An 18,832-nucleotide genomic window follows, 5' to 3' on the forward strand; every position below is an offset into this window, starting at 1 on the left:
AACCCTCCTCGTCCTGGCCGGAGATCAGCTCGAGCTCAGGCGGTGGCCGATACCGGCGGTCAACCTGACCGGCACCCGGTCGTCGCCGTGGCGTACGACGCGCTCTTGGTCGCGATCAGCAGTAAGAACTGCCTCCACGCCACCCGGCGTCCAGGCGATGTCGACAGTGACCCCGCCGCGAGCCCGCAGGCCGGTGACCCGTCCGCTCGGCCATTCGGCCGGCAGAGCAGGCAGTAGCTCGAGCTCGCCGGTGTGGCTCTGCAGCAACATCTCCGCGATCCCGGCCGTCGCGCCGAAGTTGCCGTCGATCTGGAACGGCGGATGCGCGCAGAACAGGTTCGGGTACACACCCGCGCCGCTGCCGGGTCGCCCCTTCGCCGTGTCGTCCGCGGGTTTCAGGAACGCACGGACCAGGCGGTGCGCCGCGGCCGCATCGCGAAGTCGAGCCCGCAGATTGATCTTCCACGCCAGCGACCAGCCGGTGGCCTCGTCGCCGCGCAGGTCCAGGGTTCGCGCTGCGGCGGCCGCGAGGTCCGGCGTACCGTCAGGCGTGATCGCATCGCCTGGATGGAGGCCGACGAGGTGCGACATGTGCCGGTGGTGGGGATCTTCTTCGGGTAGGTCGGCCGCCCACTCCTGCAGCTGTCCTCGTGCGCCGATCGCCGGCTCGGGCAGTCGCTTGCGCGCGGTGGACAGCTCGCCGACAAGGGGATCGACGACGTCGAGGAGGTCGGCCGCCTGTTCGACGCGCTGGAAGAGATCCGAGATGAGCGCGAGGTCCATGGTCGACGAGACGGTCACCGAGGCCGGCTGTCCGTCCTCCGCGATGTAGTCATTCTCCGGTGAGGTCGACGGCGCCGTACCGAGCGTGCCGTCCGGCAGCTCCACCAACCAGTCGAGGCAGAACTCCGCCGCCCCGCGCAGTACGGGCCATGAGTCGCCGAGGAACTCCAGATCGCCGGTGAACTCGTAGTGATCCCACAAATGCCGGGACAGCCAGGCGCCGGCCATCGGCCAGTTCGACCACCGCGGATCACCCTCGACCGGGAACGACCAGCACCAGGCGTCGGCGTTGTGATGCGCGGTCCAGCCGGCGCAGCCGTACCGTTCCTTGGCCGTCGTACGCCCGGCTTGGGCGAGTTGACCGATATACCGGAGCAACGGTTCGTGGCATTCGGACAGGTTGGTCGTCTCGGCCGGCCAGTAGTTCATCTCGGTGTTGATGTTCACCGTGTAGTTGCTGCTCCACGGCGGCCGGAGGATGTCGTTCCAGATCCCCTGCAGATTGGTCGGCAGGCCGCCCGAGCGCGAACCCGCGATCATCAGGTAGCGGCCGTAGTTGAAAAGCAGCGCGGCCAGCGCGGGATCGTCGACCCCGCTCGCGACCCGTACGTCGGACGGCAGGTCGGACTGGTCCGACCCGGCCAACTCGAGCGACGAACGACGGAAGAGCCGCCGGTGATCCTCGCGATGATCGTCCAGGATCTCGTCGTACGCACGGGCGCGCGCCGCGAGAACTGTCTGATCCGCGGCGGTCCAGCACTCCACGGCGGATCGTGTCGGCGTGGTCGACGGACCGTCGTACCCGGTGCCGCTGGACAGGATCAGCGTGACCTCGGTTGCGTCCTCGATCGTCAACTGGGCTTCGTCGGCACGGATCTCGCCGTCGCTCGCGGCTCGCAGCGCAATGGCCGCTGCCATGCCGCGATCAGCGCCGTCGGAGTACCGGACTCCCTCCGCAACGTCGCTGCGATGCGGAGGAGCGACATCGGCCGGTGCCTGCAGCAACAATCCGAGTCCGTCCTCGACAGCGTGAGGCTGCGAGGGCAACTGCGACGTCAAACTGCAGGTCAGTCCCAGCACCGGCTCGGATGCGGTCACTCGCACAACCAGGACATCATCCGGTGCGCTGACGAAGGCCTCTTGTCGCACAACGACTCCGCCAACCTCGTACTCCGCCGTCGCCGTCGCGGCATCGAGATCGAGCTCCCGCCGGTACTGCGCGACGTCGGCCGGCGTGCTGCCATTGACCCGAATCTCCAGCAGGAGGTCGCCCAACGGCAGGTACGCCTGGCCGTAGCCGGAGTGGAATCCACCGGCCAGCTCGTGCGCCCGGCGGATGTCGCCCGCCGCGAGCGCATCACGCACGGCCTGGACTGCTTCGGCGCCGGTCGCACCCAACGGCGTCGAGAGCAGTCGCGCGGTCTCCGGTCCACCCGACCACAGCGTCTCGTCGTTCAGGCCGATCCGATCGCGGCCGACCCCGCCGAAACACATCGCGCCGATACGGCCGTTGCCGAGCGGCAAAGCCTCCAGCCAGGTATCGGCCGGGCGGTCGTAGTACAAGCGCTGCGCACCGGACCGGTCCGAGCTCACCAGGTTGCCCATACTGCAGTCCTCCGTCGAGATGACGAGGTATTAGTCCTATGAATTTCCGGGATCGTAGCGCCGCCGCTGCGATTGGTCCATACTGAACGCCATCGAATAGCCAGAAAGATCCCATCTCTGTGGAACGGATGTGAGGGCCGCCATGCCACGGATCACCTCGGTGGAGGTTGTCGACGTCCGCTTCCCGACCTCGCTGACCCGCGACGGTTCGGACGCGATGAACAAGGACGGCGACTACTCAGCGGCGTACGTCGTGCTGCACACCGACGCTCCCGGACTGTCCGGACACGGCTTCACGTTCACCATCGGTCGAGGCAACGACCTCTGCGTCGAGGCAGCCCGGCAACGCGCCCAGCCACTGCTCGGCCGCGACGTCGACGAACTCTGCGGCGACCTCGGCGGCAGCTACCGCGAACTGCAGTCGGACAGCCAGTTGCGCTGGCTCGGCCCGGACAAGGGCGTCATTCACCTCGCCCTGGCCGCAGTGATGAACGCGGTCTGGGATCTCGCCGCGCGGAGGGCCGGCGTACCGCTGTGGCGCCTGCTGGCCGAGATGTCACCCGAGGAGCTCGTCGAGGCCGCCGACCTGCGCTACCTGAGCGACGTACTGACAGCCGATCAGGCGGTCGACCTGCTGGCCCGGCAAGAAGGGGGCCGCAAGCAACGGATCGAAGAGCTCGAGGCCTCCGGTTACCCGTGCTACACGACCTCGGCCGGCTGGCTCGGGTACTCCGATGCCAAGCTGCGCAGGCTCTGTGAGGAGGCCGTTGCCTCCGGCTACAAACATGTCAAGCTCAAGGTCGGCGCCGACCTTGACGACGACATCCGGCGCTGCGGCATCGCCCGTGACGTACTCGGCCCGGACGGCAACCTGATGATCGACGCCAACCAGGTCTGGGAAGTCCCGCAGGCGATCGAATGGGTCAAGGCGCTGGCCGAGTTCGACCCGCTCTGGATCGAGGAGCCGACCAGCCCCGACGACATCCTCGGCCATGCCGCGATCCGCAAGGCGGTCGCGCCGATCGGCGTCGCCACCGGCGAGCACGGCATGAACCGGGTGCTGTTCAAGCAGATGTTCCAGGCGGGCGCCATCGACTACTGCCAGCTCGACGCGGCCCGCCTCGGCAGCGTCAACGAAGTACTCGCGGTCTACCTGCTCGCAGCGTCGTTCGACGTACCGGTCTGCCCGCATGCGGGCGGTGTCGGCCTGTGCGAGCTGGTCCAGCACCTCGCGATCTTCGACTACGTCGCGGTCTCGGGCAGCCTCGACCGTCGGGTCACCGAGTACGTCGACCACCTGCACGAGCATTTCGTCGACCCCTGCGTGGTCCGGGCCGGTGCGTACGTGCTTCCGGACGCGCCCGGTTACAGTGCCGAGATGCACAGGGAGTCACTTCAGACCTATCGCTTTCCGGACGGCGCCTACTGGTCGACCGTCACCGAACCAGACCCGCTGCCATGACCCCCAGCAAGGTGGTCGAGAAAGCGCGTACGCCCGGGACCTCCCAGACCGATGTGGTCATCGAGGGCATCCGGCAGATGATCATCGACGGCCGGCTCCGGTCCGGTGACCGGCTCCCGGTCGAGAAGGACCTCGCCACGGCCCTCGGCGTCTCCAGAAACCCGTTGCGCGAGGGCGTCCGAGCGCTGTCGATGATGGGCGTTCTCGAGACCCGGCAGGGCGACGGCACCTACGTCACCAAGCTCGACCCTTCGATGCTGCTGGCACCGATCGGATTCGTCGTCGACCTGCAGGACGGCAGCGGAACGCACCACCTGCACGCCGTACGACGGGTTCTCGAGACCGAGGCCGCTGCCCTTGCAGCGCGACAGATCGCGCCGGAAGAGCTCGAAGCCGCGGCCGAACTGCTGCGCCACAACGAGGCCGAGCTGCAGCTCGACGAACCCAATCACGAGACCGTGATCGAGAACGACATCGCCTTCCACCGCATCATCGCGGACGCGGCCGACAACCCCGTGCTGGCGGCGCTGATCAACGCGCTGGGCGGACGAACCATGCGCGACCGGCTGCGCCGATCGATCACGCAGCCGGGCGCCGACGACACCGCCCACAGCGAACACCTCTCGATCCTCGCCGCCCTGACCGCGCACGACCCCGACCGCGCCCGGATCCGGATGGCCACCCATCTGTTCACGGTCGAGGACTACCTGCTCGAAACCCGCCGCCGAACCGACGACGAAACGAGACCTCTGGATGAATCTCCTGCACTGGAGCAGCCCTGACCTGAGTCTGACCTTTACCCTCGACGACGGTCCGGTGCGCCTGATCGGCGTCGGCTCCGAGCCGGACCTGCTTCCCAGCCAGCCGTTGGTCGAGGTTGCCGCTGTGGGACACGGCCTCTCGCCGAGCACCTATCGGCACGTCGACACCAGCCTCGGGCAACAGTTGCGCTACGTCCGGCACGAAGAGGACGACGCGACGTTGCGCATCGTCCAGGAGGAGCCGAGCACCGGTCTGCGGATCGTCAGCGTGTTCGAGGCGGGAGCCGGCGTACGCGCCTGGTCCGAGGCCTCGATGACAGGCCCGGGCACACTCGAGCTGACCTTCCTCTCTTCCCTGGTCGTCGGCCTTCCGTCCATCGATGCGGAGCTGCTCACCGCTGCCAACAGCTGGATGGCGGAGAATCGTTGGTCGACCCACGCATTGCGCTCGGAGGCCCTGGCCGACATCGTCAGCGACGCGCATCGCCATGTCGCAAGAAGCCGGTACGCCGTGACCAACAGCGGCTCGTGGTCGACCGGCGAACAGCTGCCCATCGGCGTCCTCCTGGGCGAGTCGTACGCGCTCGGTTGGCAGATCGAGCACAACGGACCCTGGCACTACGAACTCGGCGAAAGTCGGCACGGCGGCTACCTGCTGCTGAGCGGGCCGACCGACCAGGAGCACCAATGGAGTGTCGAGCTAACTCCCGACCGGCCGTTCACGACCGTGCCGGTCTCGCTTGTCGCCGGGACTGATCGCGACAGCGTGTTCGCCGCCCTGACCCGGCAACGCCGGTCGATCCGTCGCCGGCGTACAGCCGACGATCGGATGCCCGTCATCTTCAACGACTACATGAATACCCTGCTTGGCGATCCGACGACCGAGAAGCTCCTCCCGCTGATCGATGCCGCCGCGAGCGTCGGAGCCGACTACTTCTGCATCGACGCCGGCTGGTACGCCGAAGGCGACTGGTGGAACACCGTCGGCGCCTGGCAACCGTCGACCACCCGCTTCCCGAACGGGCTCGCCGAGGTGATCGACCGGATCCACTCCCACGGCATGACACCCGGCCTCTGGCTCGAACCCGAGGTGATCGGCGTCCGCTCCCCGATCGCCGACGAACTCCCCGACGACGCCTTCATCACCCGTCGCGGCCGCCGCGTCGCCGAGTCCGGCCGCTACCTGCTCGACCTGCGCAGCACGGCAGCCCGCCAACATCTCGACGCGACTGTCGACCGGCTCGTGAGCGACTTCGGCATCGGCTTCTTCAAGTTCGACAACAACACGATGACCGGACCGGGCACCGACAAGGGCGGTACGTCGCTCGGCCACGGACTGCTCGAACACCAACGAGCACTACTCGATTGGCTCGACGATCTCCAGACCCGCCACCCCGACCTGCTGATCGAGAACTGCGCGTCGGGCGCCATGCGGATGGACTACGCGATGCTGTCCCGGCTGCACCTGCAGTCGACCTCGGACCAGGAAGATCCGTTGCTCTACGCACCTATCACCGCAGCCGCGCCGGCCGCCGTACTGCCGGAACAGGCCGGCCACTGGGCGTACCCGATCACCGGCACCACCCGCGAAGCGTTCACCTTCGCCCTCGTCAACGGCATCCCCGGCCGCCTCTACCTGTCCGGCCACCTCAACCAGATGACGCCGACCGAACTCGACCTGGTCCGCGGCGCCCTGGCCGCCCATCGCACGATCCTCGAAGACCTCGACACGCTCGTGCCCACCTGGCCGCTCGGCCTCCCGACCTGGACCGACGACTGGATCGCCCTGTCCCTCAACGGCCCGGACGTCTCCTACCTGACCCTCTGGCACCGCACTCCCGGCCCGTCCACCGTCACGCTCCCCCTCCCCCGCTCGACGATCGAGCCCCACTTCCCCACGGAGAACACCGGCTGGACCTACAGCTGGACCGACGACAACACCCTCACCATCACCGCCGACACCCAGGAGCTCTCGGCGCGAGTACTACGCCTCACCCGCTCATGACGCTCGCGGCGCCGCCGTGCTCTCCCGAACGAGGCGAGCTCGGCGCCTGATCTGCGTGTGTTCTCAGGGCTGCAGGGGATGGATGGTTACACCCTGTACGACGCGGTTGACCTCGCCGGCGGGGAACGGGTTGTCCGGCGTACGGCCAAGCGCCACGGAGAACTGCAAGGCGAGCAGTTGGGCGATCACGACGAACGGCAGCGCGAGCGGTGCGTCGTTCACCTCGGCCACGCCGGCGATCCGCCAGGCCTCGGGCGCAACGTCGGGATCGTCGTCGGATCGCCCGTCGACGATCAGCACGTTCTCGGGTCCTAGTGCCGCGCGGAGTTCCATCGCGATGTCCTGGTCGTAGCGGCGGGTGTACAGGTCGTTGGACAGGTAGACGACCGCCAGACTCCGCTCGTCCAGGACGGACTTCGGCCCGTGGCGAAAGCCGAGTGGGGTGTCGAAGAAGCTGATCATCTTCCCCGCGGTGAGCTCCAGGAGTTTCAGTGCCGACTCCCTTGCCAGGCCACCCAGCGCACCACTGCCCAGGTAGACGACTCGGTCGTAGCGGCGATCGGTGTATGCGGACAGGTCGTCCGCGCGGGCAAGGACTTGTTCGGCCGCATCGGCGAGCCGGTCGGTGAGACCAGGATCCTGGTCGGGGGCCAGGGCGAGCCAGGCGGTCAACAGCATCGAGGTGAAGCTGGACGTCATCGCGAAGCCGCGATCGTTGGTTGCCGCCGGCATCAACAGGACGAGCGACGAGACGGACTCTTGGTGCTCGCGCGCCAGCCTGCCGGTCGCGTTGCAGGTGATGACCAGGTGATGGACCGATCGCAGGCAGCTCGTTGCCAGCTGGGTGGCCGCGACACTTTCCGGGCTGTCGCCGGACCTGGCGAACGAGATCAGCAGCGTGGGCACATCATCTGCGAACATCTCCCGAGGGTTCGAGACGATGTCGGTGGTGGCGATCGCATCGATCCGCCGCCGAAGCCTTCGCGACAGCGGTGGCGCGAGAACCTCGCCGACGAACGCCGACGTACCGGCACCCGTCAGTACGATCCTCAGGTCGGGCTGCGCCAGCAGCGGCTCGAGGAACGCGGCGAGCTCGCTCGACCTGGCAGCCAGGCTCGCGGCCGCCTGACGCCATACGGCCGGCTGCTGCAGAACCTCCTGGTAGGTGGCCAACGAGCTCACGCCGTCCGCGGTGGTCGGTACTCCGGTCACCCAGCCACCTCCGAGGCTACGAAGCTGTCGAGCAGGGCCATCGTCTCGGCGGCTTCGCCGTTCAGGTCGATGGAATTCTCACTCACGGATTCCCCTTAACGTCGAACTCGGAGCGGTAGAACGCCGACGCCGGCGTTCTACCGCTCTCCTTGATCAGGCGTTCCGGACCGCGTCGCCGGCTCCGGACAGGTTGTCCAGGCGCATTTCCGAGTACTTGCGGCTCAGCACGACCCCGTCGGCGCCGCCGCTGAAGGCGGCCGCGGTGGCGTCGCGGACGCTGTCGCGAGTACACCGGGTCAGGTTGTCGCCGGACGTCAGGTCGTACTCCTCCTTCATACCGACCGGGATGTCGATGTCGATACCCGAGTAGATCTTCGTCCCGGTCCCCTCGACGCCGGCCTTCGCGCGGGCCGTTTCCCGCTTGACGTAGTCGGCGCTGAAGCCGATCTGGGACAGGTCGTCGAACTCGCCTTCGTCCAGGTTCAGAAGTTTCAGCATCAGCGGGTAGACCTCGGCCGGGGTGGCGTCGGCGAACAACGTGCGGCAGATCGAGGTGACCCAGGTGAAGAATCTCGGTCCGGCGCAGTTGTTGTAGATCACGATCTTGAGGAAATCGGAGACCTTGGCGAGCTCTGCATAGTCCTGATCAGCTCGGTAGAACGGGCTGAAGGAAATGTTGTGATAGACGTGCCAGCCCACCTGGAGGTCCTGTTTGCAGGCCTTGGCGACACCGTAGATGTCGGCGTACATCTGGCGCTGGCTCTGCGTCCAGAGGTTCTGCCAGGCCAGCACCTCGGGGTAGCGCAGCAGGATCCGCCAGAACGAGGTGAACGCACCGTCAGGATCCTTCTCCCCCGATGACGTTTTCTGGTTCCAGGCCAGCACCGCCCCCATGCCTTCCCGGGCCCGCTCGACGTTGATCCCCAGATTCCGGCCGATCTGCTGGCAATGAGTGCAGAAGCAGCCGAGCTCGCCGGCTTCGACCGGCTTCTGGATAGCAAGGTTGAGCGGACCGGGCCGCTCGGAGCACCAGGCGATGCCGTCGAGGTCGTAGGACTTCGCGTAGTCCTCGACGATGCTCAGATGCCAGTTCCGGTAGTCGGGGTTGTTGAAACAGGTGTGCAGGGTCGGCCTGCCCCACAGATCGACCTCGAGCAGCTTCGGGAAGTTCGGGTAGTCGCGCAGCGCCTGGGCGTAGTTCGACTCCTCGATCCAGGCGTACGAGCCCATACCCAGCGCCTTCGCCTTCGGGATCACGTCCTCGAGCATGTCGTACCCCGGATGCTCCGGCGCCCGGCCGATCGATCCGAGGACGGTGTTTCCGTAGAACTCGGGGTGCACCGTGGCGTAGTTTCCACCGACCCAGTCGAGGTCGTACTCCTGCACGCCGTGATCAGGAATCGGGTGCCCGGGCAACTGACGTCCCCCGGTGCCTCTGGTCCAGGTCGGTGTGGCCAGGAAGAGCTGGTTCACCCCGCCCCGTTCGGCGAGGATGTCCAGCACCTTGTCGGTTCCTTCGTCGATGAATGACGCGGCACCGATCTGGATGGCCACGAACTTGTCTGACATCTGGATGCGTGCTCCTTGTCGTGTAGCGAGTGAATGGTCGGTCAGCCCTTGAAGCCGCTGCCGGTAACTCCTTGGATGAAGTACCGCTGGGCCAGAAGGAAGATGATGAAGACCGGTACGACGGTCACCGTCGCGCCCGCCATCAGCGGTCCGACCTGGGTGTAGAACTCGTTCTGGAACTGGGCCAGTCCGATCGGCAGGGTCTGCTTCTCCGGCGAGGTGAGGAAGATCAGTGGCCCGAAGAGGTCGTTCCACGAGTCGAGGAACGTGAACATCGCGACCGCGGCCAACGCCGGCTTGGTCTGCGGCACCATGATCGTCAGAAAGGTCCGGAAGGTCGACGCACCGTCTACCTGCGCGGCCTCCTCCAGGCCGGCCGGCAGCGTCTTGAACGCCTGGCGCATCAGGAAGGTCCCGAAGACCGGGGTCAGCACCCTCGGCACCCACAGCGGGAACAACGTGTCGATCCAGCCGATCTTCTGGAACAGGATGTATTGCGGCAGCAGATAGATGATGTTCGGCACGATCGCTGTCACCAGGACGATCCCGAACAGGGCGTCGCGGCCCTTCCAGGTCAGCCGGGCAAACGCGTAGCCGGCCAGGGACGAGACGATCAGGCCGCCGACAACATTCAGGACAGCCAGCTTCACACTGTTGAGGAAGTAGACCGGCATGTTGCGGAGCACGGTCGTGTAGTTGCCCCACTGCGGATGGGACAGCGCGAATCCCGGCGGGAAGTCCATCACGTGCTCTTCCGGGCGCAGGGACGTGTTGAGCATCCACAACGCCGGAGTGAGGAACGACAACGCGAGCAATATCAGGAAGATCATCAAGATGATCCGCCGCCCGCGGAACCTGCGCTTGGCCTGCGGGGGACGCTTGCGGTCTCCTCCATCCGCCAGAACTGGTCTGTCGTCGACGGCCAGGTCAGTCATAGAACACCCACTTCTTCTGCAGCTTCCACTGGATCCACGTCAGTACGGCGATGAGCGCGACGATCAGCCAGGCCATGGCCGCTGCGTAGCCGAACTTGCCCTGCTGGAAGGCGACCTGCCACAGATAGAAGATGTAGACGCTGCTCGAATAGCCGGGGCCGCCTTTGGTCAGGACGTAGATCAACCCGAACACCTGGAACGATGCGATGAACTGAGAGATGGTGACGAAGAAGATCTGCGGTGTCAGCAACGGCAGGGTGATCCGCCACAGCCGTGACCAGGCGGAGGCTCCGTCGATCCGCGCGGCCTCGTACATCTCCTCCGGGATTCCCTGCAGGCCGGCGAGCAGGATCATCATCGGATATCCGACGCCCTGCCAGGCGCTGACCACCACCACCGCCGGGATCACCCAGGCGGAGTCGGCGAGCCAGGCCGGACCGGTGATGTGCAAGGTCCGCAGGAACTGATTGATCAACCCGTTGGTCGGGCCAAAGATGTAGTACCAGACGAACCCGATCGCCACGACGTTCATCACGTACGGGGTGAAGAACGCCATCCGCAGGAACGCCGTACCCGGGACCTTCAGGTTCCCCAGCAGCGCGAGAACGAGCGCCAGAACGACCGTCACCGGCACACCCAGGACCGTGAAGACGATGGTGTTGCGGACCACCTGAAGGAAGATCGGGTCGTTCGCGATCAGATCGACGTAGTTGCGGCCGCCGACGAGCCGGGGCGAGTTGAACCCGTCCCAGCTCGTGAACGAGGTGTACATCGACACGACGATCGGCGCGGCCTGGAAGGCCACGATGCCGAACACGAGCGGCAGTGCGAACAGCCAGCCTTCGAGGGTACGGCGGCGCCGGTTCCGCCGTACCTCCGGCGGAACATCGGCACGCCGCACTGCGGTGTGAATCGCCATCGGTCCGGCCTCAGCCCTGACCGAGAGCCTGCTCGACCTGTGGCCTGGCTCCCGACAGCACGTCCTGAGCGCTGCTCTTGCAGTTGTAGACCTGGTCGAGCGCCGGACGGTAGATGGCACGGGCGCCGAGCGTGTTGCTGGTCTTGTTCCCAGCGGTGAGATGGTGGGCCGCCTCGGCCAGCAGTTCGGCGTGCTTCGGCGCACCGGTACTCGCCTTGGAGATCGCCTCGGCCGCTGCGTTGTTCACCGGGGTGAACGAGCCGCCCTTGCCCAAGATCTGGCCTGCCTCCGGACCGGCGAGATAGTTGAGCAGTTTGAAGGCCTCGTCGTGGTGCTTCGCCTTGGCCGGTACGCCGTAGCTCACCACGCTGGCCTCGTTGGCCTGGTCCGCTGTCCCGGCGGGTGGTGGCGCGATGTCCCAGTCGAAGCCCTTGATGGTCTGCCGCAGATAGGGCACCGACCCGGACTGTTCGAACAACATCGCGGTCTTGCCCTGCGCGAACAGCTGGATGTCTGCGTTGTCCTGCAGCAGATCGGCCCACGCCGGCTGGACGTGATACTTACACGTCAGGTCCGCGACCCACTGGACGGTCTGGACCCCGATCGGATCGGCCAGCGTGAACTTCTTGCCGTCGGCGCTGTAGACGCCTGTCTGGCTGCCGTTGTTGTGGGTGAACGTCTGCTCGTAGTTCGTTGCCGCGCTCACCGTCGCGCCGTACATCTTGGTGCCGTCGGTCAACTTCTGCGCGTCTGCCAGGAAGTCCGCGGTCGTCCACTTGTCGCTGCTCCACGTACCCGGCGGAAGCGGCAGGCCGGCCTTCTTGAAGGCATCGATGTTGTAGAAGACGATCGTGGACTGGTAGCCGAGCTGCCACGAAGTCATCCGGCCGTCGGACTGCTTCCCGAAGTTGAACACCTGAGGGGCGTAGTCGGAGTCCTTGAGCCCGGCGGCCTTCACGGCCGGCGCGAGGTCGAAGAGCGCGCCGTTGTCCGTGAACTGCTGCACGTAGTCGTCGTTGATCCGGAAGATGTCCGGCGGCTTGCTACTGGCCAACGAGGTACGCATCTTGGCCTCGTAGTCGGATTCCGAGGGAACCGGGAGCACGTCGACCTTGATGTCGGGGTTCTCCTGCTCGAACTTCTGGATCGCCTGTCCCAGCGGCATACCTTCGACGACCTGGTCGTTCATGAAGGTGATGGTGACCTTGCCGCCGGCTGTGTCAGCGGATCCCCCACCTGAGCAGGCGGCGAGTGACACCGCCACGGCCCCGGTCGTGAGGAGGCCGGCGATCCGACGCCGCCGGCGACGCGTCTGTGACGAGTTGAAGCCCATCGATACGACTCCTTTGTGAATGTGAAAGGGCGGTGTCGCACGGCCGAAGGGACCGCGGGCCGATCACGCGAAGACACTGCGCAGACCTGCGCACTGTGGCGCGCGAAGTTGATCTGAAAGTAGATGGAACGACCAGTTGTGGTCAAGGGATACGAATACATGCGCAACTTGATGAGCAAGTGCGCAAAAGTTGCGCATTCGCTGGGGCTGCTGGTGGGCCTTGCTCAGACGATGGTTACCCGCACGCCGGCGCGCTCGAGAGACTCGAGTTGGTCCGGGTGGGCGTTCCGGTCGGTGACGATGTCGGTGATGTCGGAGAGCCGACTGATCCGTGCGAAGGTGACCCGGCCGATCTTCGAGCTGTCTGCGATGACGACGCTGCGACGTGCCCGGCGCAGGAATGCCAGGTCGGTCTGCGCCTCCATCTCGTCGTACGTCGTGCAGCCCTCCTCCGGCGTCAGGCCGTCCACGCCGATGAATGCGATGTCCAGGTGATAGTTGGCCAGCATCGCTTCCGCGGCGGGCCCCACCAGCTCGTACGACGACCGCGCGAGGCCGCCGATGAGCACCAGGCGGACACCCGCGTGGCCGACCAGTTCAGCTGCGATGTTGATCGCGTTGGTGACCACTGTGATCCCGCGGCGCTGGGCCAGGGCGCGGGACAGCTCCAGCGCGGTGGTCCCGCCGGTCATACCTACCACTGCGCCCTCCTCGACAAAGGCTGCGGCGGCGCGACCGATGGTGCGCTTCTCAGCCTGTCGGAGGATCGCCTTGACCCTGGTCGGCTTCTCGTCGCCGGCTTGGTTGGACAGGGCCCCGCCGTGGGTGCGGACCAGCAGCTGGTTGCGGCTCAGCGTCTGCAGGTCACGGCGGATGGTCGCACCCGAGACGCCGAGTGCGACGGCCAGGGCGGCGACGTCGACGCTGCCCTCCAGTCCGACCTGGTCGAGGATCGCGCTCAACCGCTCCGACTTCCTCACGATCGGCACTGTATAAGGTGCGCAGGTTTTGCGCACTCGCTCAAGATCTTGCGCATGTATTCGTATCCCTTGACCAGTAGTTTTCATGATGACTACCTTCGAATCAGATTCGCGCGCCACTGTGCGCAACTGCGCACTCGCGATCGCCTGCTCCAGCGAGCCCGTCGGTGCGACGAAGGAGGCGACCAGGATGAGTACGGCGGCTCTCTCGTCGATGCGCTCCTGTCAGCCATCGGTGCCGTCCCCCCGCCGGGCCCAGCGGCTGGTCGAGATCCTCGACCTGCTGACCACGCGCGGACCGATGTCGGTCGATGCCCTGTGCAATGAACTGCGGGTCTCGCCGGCAACGCTGCGCCGGGACATGACCCACCTGGAGGATCAGAGCCTTGTCGTCCGTACCCGCGGCGGCGCCCGGGCCAACACCGGACGAGAGCTGCCGGTCCGGCTCCGGGACACGAAAGAGCCACAGGCCAAGCGCGCGATCGCGATCACCGCCGCTGCCCTGGTACCGGTGAACAGGCCGCTGGCGGTGGCGATCGGTGGTGGCTCGACGGCCGCCGAGGTCGCCAGGGAACTCGGCAGGCGCCGACGGCTGACCATCGTGACCAACGCACTCACCACCGCTGTCGCAGTCGCCGCACGACCGAATCTGCAGGTGATCATGACCGGTGGCGTGATCCGCGCGAGCTCACTCGAGCTGGTCGGCAGTCTGGCCGAGACCACGTTCAACGGGATCAGCGTCAACCTGGCCATCCTCGGCGCAGACGGTGTCAGCGCGACCCACGGCGTCACCACCCACGACCACACCGAGGCCCGGACCAATCACGCCATGGTGACCCATGCGCACCGCCTGATGGTGGTCGCCGACAGCTCGAAGATCGGCCGGACGACCGTGGCCAAGGTCGCCGACGCGTCGGCGATCGATGTTCTGGTCACCGACGCTTCGGCGGATCCGCACGAACTCGCCGCGCTGGCCGAGTTGGGCGTGACGGTGCATGTCACCCCTTCACGCCGGAGAACGCAATACCGCTCATCAAGTGCCGCTGGAAGACGACGAACACGATGATCACCGGCAGGCTCGCCAGCAACGAGCCGGCCATCAGTACCGGGAAGTTCGTCGTGTACTGACCTTGCAGGCTGGCCAGGCCGGCAGAGACCGGCATCTGCCGTGGATCCGAGTTCACGACCAGTGGCCAGAGCAGGTCGTTCCACGACCAGATGATCACCAGCACGCCGAGCGCGATCATCCCCGGCGCGGCCATCGGCAGCATGATCCGCCAGAAGATCTGCAGGACGTTCGCACCGTCGATGCGGGCGGCCTCCTCGATCTCGATCGGCAGCTGCCGGAAGAACTGGCGCATCAGAAAGGTGCCGAAGGCACTGAACATGCCGGGCAGGAACAACGCCGCCAGAGTGTTCAGCAGCCCCAGCTTCTGCATGATCTGGTACTGCGGCAGCAGGAACACCTGGTAGGGCACCATCGTCACCGAGAGAAAGACCGCGAACAGGACTCCACGGCCCCGGAACTGCATCCGCGCGAAGGCAAAGCCCGCCAACGCACTGAACAGCACCTGACCGACGGTCCGGGCGATGGTCATCACGGTCGTGTTCAGCAGCTCCCGGCCGAACGGCAAGGCACCGAACACGGTCGTCACGTTCGACCACTGCGGCGAGTGCGGCAGGAACGTCGGTGGCACGCTCACCGATTCACCGAAGCTCTGCAGCGACGTCGACAGCTGCCAGAGAAACGGCCCGACCATGAAGACCGCGCCCACACACAGAACCAGGTGCGCGATCGGATGCTTCGGCCGGAAACGCCGCCGGTGCCGTACCGACGCCTGGATCGACTCAGCCATAGTGCACCCACCTCCGCTGCAACCGGAACTGCGCCGCGGTCAGGATCAAGGTCGCGAGCAGGAGCAGTACGCCGATCGCGGCCGCGTAGCCGCCGTCGTGCTCGGCGAACCCCCGTTGATAGAACAGGTAGACCAGCGTCTCGGTCCGCTCGATCGCCGGACTCTGCTGACCGACCATCAGATAGATCAGATCGAAGGCCTGCAACGAGTTGATCACCGTGATCACGGTGACGAAGAAGATCGACGGCGTCAGCAGCGGAACCGTGATGTGGAAGAACTGCGCCAGCCGCCCGGCGCCGTCCAGCTCCGCCGCCTCGTAGTAGTCGGTAGGGATGCCGCGGATGCCGGACAGGAAGATCACCATGTTGTAGCCGATCGACCCCCAGACGCCGACGATGCTGATGGCAAAGATCGCCGTGGCGGGATCGGAGAGCCAGTGCGGACCGTTGACGCCGATCTTCGACAACAGCCAGTTGATCAGGCCGTAGTCGCCGTTGAAGAGGTACTTCCAGGTCAGCGCGACCGCTGCCGGCAGGGTGACCACGGGCAGGAAATACAGCGTGCGGTAGACGGTCACTCCGCGCATCCCCGGCAGGCTGAGTAACGCGGCCACGATCGCCGACAGCGGCACCGCGAGCAACGAGATCACGCTGATGATCGCCGTGTTGACGATCGCGTGGACGATGTCGGAGTCGGCGATCAGCGTCCGGTAATTCTCCAGCCCGGACCACACATGCCCGCCGAAGGCTCCCCAACTCGTGAAGGAGAAGTAGATCGTCTGGAACGTCGGCCAGATCTCGAAGATCACGAGCCCGGCAGCGGCCGGCAGCAGGAACAGCAACGCCCACCAGCCACTGTCCCGGGTCGGCGGTCGCGGCCGGCCGCCAGTCGTCGTACGGGCACTGATCGGGCGTGCTTCGGCCGGCGCCGTCGCAGTACTCGGGCCGCTCACCGTTGTTCCTTCGCCAACGCGCCGTTCATCGTCTCCGCGACGTGCCGGGACACGTCGGCGACCGAGGACTTACCGGTCCACGCGTCGGCGAACTGCTTGGTCGCGGCGTCCCGCCAGGCGGCGGTATCGGTGGACGCCGGGAACGGCTGCGCGTACTTCAGATGGTCGACGAAGACCTGCAGGTCGAACTCCGGCATCGCCTTGGCGTACGCGTCGGCGTGCCCCTGGTACGCCGGGATCACGGTGCCCGTCTTGGCCTGGATCTCGGCGGCCCGATCAGATCCGAGGAACTGCAGGAACTCCCACGCCTGATCCGGATGCTTCGTCTTGGCAGACATGCTGTTCGCGAGCCCGTTGCTGTAATAGTTCCGGTTTCCCCCGGGTCCGGCCGGCAACGGCGCGATGCCGATGTTGGCCTTGCCGTACGGGACGGCGGCGATCTCCTCGGGTTCCCAGGATCCGCAGTACCGCATCGCGACCTTCCCCGAGGTGAGCATCGCCAGCGGGTCGGTGTCGGTGGTCTGCTGCAGCGTCGGCGAGACGTGGTACTTGGTGATCATGTCGGTCCAGAACTGGATGCCCTGGATCGTCGCCGATTGGTCGTACCCGGAACTCTTGCCGTCGGGCGAGATGACCTGACCGCCGACCTGCGGCACGGTCAGGTACCAGCTCAGCTCGTCGGCCTCGGGCGCGACGAAGCCGTACACACCCTGCTTCGGGTTCGTCAGCTTCTGGGCCGCGGCGACCACGTCGCTCCAGGTCCACGACTCGTCCGGGTACTTCACCTTGGCGGCGTCGAAGAGCTTCTTGTTGTAGCAGAGCCCGAACCCGTTGACGTCCTTCGGTACGCCGTACACCTTGCCGTTGACGGTGTAGGCCTTGGTGACGGCGGGCACGTACGCGCTCATGTCCAGCTTCGACTTCTTGATCTGGTCGTCGAGTGGAGCCGTCCCGCCGCCGGTGGCGTAGTACTTGGCGTACACCATGGTCATCCAGAAGACATCGGGTCCGGTGTTCGCGGTGACGCTGGTCTGCAACTTCGTCCAGTAGCTCTCCCAGGGAGTGACCTGGACCTGGACGTCGATGTTCGGGTGCTTGGCGTGGAACTCGGTGATGATCTGCTTCATCGCGGCCGCCTGGGCCTGGTCCCAGATCGCGTAGGTGAGCGTGACCTGTTTGTCGTCGCCACCCGCCCCGGAAGATCCCGAGCAGGCAGCGACGGCGATGAAAGGTGCCACGAGCAACAGACTCAGCAGCCGTCGGCGGATTCGTCGTACCGTCTTCATGGGGACTCCTTCGTTGCGGGGCGGGCAGGGTCAAGGAAGTCGAGTCGCGCGGGCAGTGCTTCCCCCAATGCGTGCCGCGCCGAAAGTTCGCCGAGCAGTGGGCCGAGCGTCAGGCCCCACGCCCCCAGGCCGGTGGCGACGTGGACCGACGGCGCAACCGCACCGACCAGTGGCAACCCGTCGCTGGTCGCGGGTCGCAGTCCCACCCTGGTCTCGAGGATGGTGGCAGCAGACAGGCCGGGCGCTAAGGCGAGAGCCGCACTCAGTACGGCGTGCTGGCCGCCGGCCGTGACTCGAGCGTCGAATCCGACGTCCTCGTGCGTCGCCCCTGCGACGATGCGGTCGTCGAAGCCGAGCAGGTAGCCGGCGCCGGGAGTGTTCACCACCGGCCGCATGCCCGTCTGCTGGCCGTCGAGACGCAGATGCACGAGCTGCCCACGGATCGGACGGACGTCAATCTCGACGCCGTAGGCAGCCAGGTCCGATGCTGCCCAGGCGCCGGTGGCGAAGAGAACCGCTCCCCCGTCGAGCACCCGATGCCCGACGCGGACCCGAGGGGACGGGTGCTGCGGATCCAGGCTTCCGGCGCCGGGGATCACCTCGAGGTGGGCACCGTCGGATCGGGTCCGAGCCCGCCGGCGCGCCGCGGTCATCAACCGGTCGTGGAGGCGGGAACCGACGACGCGGCCGACCTCGGCAATGAATATTCCGCGCAGATCACCGCGCAACTCCGGCCAGTAGGCACGGAGATCTGCGCCGTCGACGGTCTCGACCGGCTTGGTGACGCCGTGCGCGCGGCGTCCCTCCGGGCTGGACAGCCGCTCGGCCACCGCGTCGAGCGCGGCCTGCTCGTCCGGATCGTCGCCGGCCACGACCAGCTCGCCGACCTGCTCGAAGGTCGCCGAGCCCGCTCCGGCCGGGTCAACAGCATCCAGCTCGGCCAGGAGACTGTGGTAGTAGCCGACGCACTCGGTGATCATCGACGTCCAGTCCGGACGTTGTTCACCACGGTCGAGCGCGACGGGCGAGACGATTCCCGCGCCGGCATCCGTCGCCCGGCCGGCCAGGCCGGCGTCGACGAGCGCTACCCGCGCACCCTGGCGGACGCCGGCCAATGCGGCGCTCGCCCCGACGATGCCACCGCCGATGATGATCAGGTCAAACTCCGCCATCG

The 18,832-nt window shown here is 66.4% G+C and carries 15 protein-coding genes; 4 read left to right on the forward strand and 11 right to left on the reverse strand.

The features are described from left to right. Nucleotides 1-24 precede the first annotated feature (24 nt). The gene (locus tag ACFWUU_RS38025) at nt 25-2,388 is read right to left on the reverse strand and encodes a glycoside hydrolase N-terminal domain-containing protein (RefSeq protein WP_380183182.1); all 2,364 of its coding nucleotides are present in this window, start codon (nt 2,386-2,388) and stop codon (nt 25-27) included. 142 nt (nt 2,389-2,530) lie between these two features. Here ACFWUU_RS38025 and ACFWUU_RS38030 point away from each other — a divergent pair, with 142 nt between their 5' ends. The 3 genes from ACFWUU_RS38030 to ACFWUU_RS38040 are packed head-to-tail and all read left to right on the forward strand — an operon-like array spanning nt 2,531 to nt 6,616. Continuing rightward, nucleotides 2,531-3,850 (forward strand): L-fuconate dehydratase, encoded by a 1,320-nt coding sequence (locus ACFWUU_RS38030; protein WP_380183184.1) that lies wholly within the window; start codon nt 2,531-2,533, stop codon nt 3,848-3,850. Continuing rightward, entirely contained in the window at nt 3,847-4,632 is a 786-nt protein-coding gene (locus ACFWUU_RS38035) for a FadR/GntR family transcriptional regulator (protein ID WP_137257649.1), read from the forward strand. The genes ACFWUU_RS38030 and ACFWUU_RS38035 overlap by 4 nt, the downstream gene beginning before the upstream one ends. Continuing rightward, nucleotides 4,604-6,616, forward strand: coding sequence for a glycoside hydrolase family 36 protein (locus tag ACFWUU_RS38040; protein ID WP_380183186.1), 2,013 nt, complete (start codon nt 4,604-4,606; stop codon nt 6,614-6,616). Before ACFWUU_RS38035 ends, ACFWUU_RS38040 begins: the two co-directional genes overlap by 29 nt. Before the next feature lie 63 nt (nt 6,617-6,679). Here the strand turns inward: ACFWUU_RS38040 and ACFWUU_RS38045 are convergent, their stop codons facing one another. The 6 genes from ACFWUU_RS38045 to ACFWUU_RS38070 form a co-directional block, all read right to left on the reverse strand. After that, the gene (locus ACFWUU_RS38045; RefSeq protein ID WP_380183188.1) at nt 6,680-7,828 is read right to left on the reverse strand and encodes an SIS domain-containing protein; all 1,149 of its coding nucleotides are present in this window, start codon (nt 7,826-7,828) and stop codon (nt 6,680-6,682) included. Nucleotides 7,829-7,981: 153 nt separating this feature from the next. Next, nucleotides 7,982-9,397: a hypothetical protein gene (locus ACFWUU_RS38050; RefSeq protein WP_380183191.1), complete on the reverse strand. Its 1,416-nt coding sequence runs from the start codon at nt 9,395-9,397 to the stop codon at nt 7,982-7,984. 41 nt (nt 9,398-9,438) lie between these two features. Then, nucleotides 9,439-10,332 (reverse strand): carbohydrate ABC transporter permease, encoded by an 894-nt coding sequence (locus ACFWUU_RS38055; protein ID WP_380183193.1) that lies wholly within the window; start codon nt 10,330-10,332, stop codon nt 9,439-9,441. Then, the gene (locus ACFWUU_RS38060) at nt 10,325-11,251 is read right to left on the reverse strand and encodes a carbohydrate ABC transporter permease (RefSeq protein ID WP_137257653.1); all 927 of its coding nucleotides are present in this window, start codon (nt 11,249-11,251) and stop codon (nt 10,325-10,327) included. The genes ACFWUU_RS38055 and ACFWUU_RS38060 overlap by 8 nt, the downstream gene beginning before the upstream one ends. 10 nt (nt 11,252-11,261) lie before the next feature. Next, entirely contained in the window at nt 11,262-12,584 is a 1,323-nt protein-coding gene (locus ACFWUU_RS38065; RefSeq protein ID WP_380183195.1) for an ABC transporter substrate-binding protein, read from the reverse strand. 224 nt (nt 12,585-12,808) lie between these two features. Beyond that, on the reverse strand, nt 12,809-13,564 hold the full coding sequence (locus ACFWUU_RS38070) for a DeoR/GlpR family DNA-binding transcription regulator (protein ID WP_380183197.1): 756 nt from the start codon (nt 13,562-13,564) through the stop codon (nt 12,809-12,811). A 190-nt stretch (nt 13,565-13,754) separates the two neighbouring features. On the opposite strand from ACFWUU_RS38070, the gene ACFWUU_RS38075 reads away from it, so the two are divergent. Beyond that, nucleotides 13,755-14,630, forward strand: a complete 876-nt coding sequence (locus tag ACFWUU_RS38075; RefSeq protein WP_380183199.1) for a DeoR/GlpR family DNA-binding transcription regulator — start codon at nt 13,755-13,757, stop codon at nt 14,628-14,630. On the opposite strand, the gene ACFWUU_RS38080 is transcribed toward ACFWUU_RS38075, so the two are convergent. Genes ACFWUU_RS38080 through ACFWUU_RS38095 form a run of 4 tightly spaced genes read right to left on the reverse strand, consistent with a single transcriptional unit; the run spans nt 14,563 to nt 18,830 of the window. Continuing rightward, nucleotides 14,563-15,420, reverse strand: a complete 858-nt coding sequence (locus ACFWUU_RS38080) for a carbohydrate ABC transporter permease (RefSeq protein ID WP_380183201.1) — start codon at nt 15,418-15,420, stop codon at nt 14,563-14,565. The two genes, ACFWUU_RS38075 and ACFWUU_RS38080, sit on opposite strands and share 68 nt — an antisense overlap. After that, a complete protein-coding gene (locus ACFWUU_RS38085; protein ID WP_380183203.1) occupies nt 15,413-16,372 on the reverse strand; it encodes a carbohydrate ABC transporter permease in 960 nt (319 codons plus the stop codon). Before ACFWUU_RS38085 ends, ACFWUU_RS38080 begins: the two co-directional genes overlap by 8 nt. Further along, nucleotides 16,369-17,658, reverse strand: a complete 1,290-nt coding sequence (locus tag ACFWUU_RS38090; RefSeq protein WP_380183205.1) for an ABC transporter substrate-binding protein — start codon at nt 17,656-17,658, stop codon at nt 16,369-16,371. The genes ACFWUU_RS38085 and ACFWUU_RS38090 overlap by 4 nt, the downstream gene beginning before the upstream one ends. Continuing rightward, entirely contained in the window at nt 17,655-18,830 is a 1,176-nt protein-coding gene (locus tag ACFWUU_RS38095; protein ID WP_380183207.1) for an NAD(P)/FAD-dependent oxidoreductase, read from the reverse strand. Before ACFWUU_RS38095 ends, ACFWUU_RS38090 begins: the two co-directional genes overlap by 4 nt. Nucleotides 18,831-18,832 lie beyond the last annotated feature (2 nt).

The sequence above is a fragment of the Kribbella sp. NPDC058693 genome, from assembly GCF_042715335.1.
GTDB lineage: Bacteria > Actinomycetota > Actinomycetes > Propionibacteriales > Kribbellaceae > Kribbella > Kribbella jiaozuonensis.

Coding starts and splice junctions, on each gene's coding strand:
- ACFWUU_RS38025 (WP_380183182.1), bottom strand. CDS start 2,388: ATGGGCAACCTGGTGAGCTCGGACCGGTCCGGTGCGCAGCGCTTGTAC.
- ACFWUU_RS38050 (WP_380183191.1), bottom strand. CDS start 9,397: ATGTCAGACAAGTTCGTGGCCATCCAGATCGGTGCCGCGTCATTCATC.
- ACFWUU_RS38055 (WP_380183193.1), bottom strand. CDS start 10,332: ATGACTGACCTGGCCGTCGACGACAGACCAGTTCTGGCGGATGGAGGA.
- ACFWUU_RS38035 (WP_137257649.1), top strand. CDS start 3,847: ATGACCCCCAGCAAGGTGGTCGAGAAAGCGCGTACGCCCGGGACCTCC.
- ACFWUU_RS38040 (WP_380183186.1), top strand. CDS start 4,604: ATGAATCTCCTGCACTGGAGCAGCCCTGACCTGAGTCTGACCTTTACC.
- ACFWUU_RS38060 (WP_137257653.1), bottom strand. CDS start 11,251: ATGGCGATTCACACCGCAGTGCGGCGTGCCGATGTTCCGCCGGAGGTA.
- ACFWUU_RS38065 (WP_380183195.1), bottom strand. CDS start 12,584: ATGGGCTTCAACTCGTCACAGACGCGTCGCCGGCGGCGTCGGATCGCC.
- ACFWUU_RS38080 (WP_380183201.1), bottom strand. CDS start 15,420: ATGGCTGAGTCGATCCAGGCGTCGGTACGGCACCGGCGGCGTTTCCGG.
- ACFWUU_RS38075 (WP_380183199.1), top strand. CDS start 13,755: ATGAGTACGGCGGCTCTCTCGTCGATGCGCTCCTGTCAGCCATCGGTG.
- ACFWUU_RS38030 (WP_380183184.1), top strand. CDS start 2,531: ATGCCACGGATCACCTCGGTGGAGGTTGTCGACGTCCGCTTCCCGACC.
- ACFWUU_RS38095 (WP_380183207.1), bottom strand. CDS start 18,830: ATGGCGGAGTTTGACCTGATCATCATCGGCGGTGGCATCGTCGGGGCG.
- ACFWUU_RS38090 (WP_380183205.1), bottom strand. CDS start 17,658: ATGAAGACGGTACGACGAATCCGCCGACGGCTGCTGAGTCTGTTGCTC.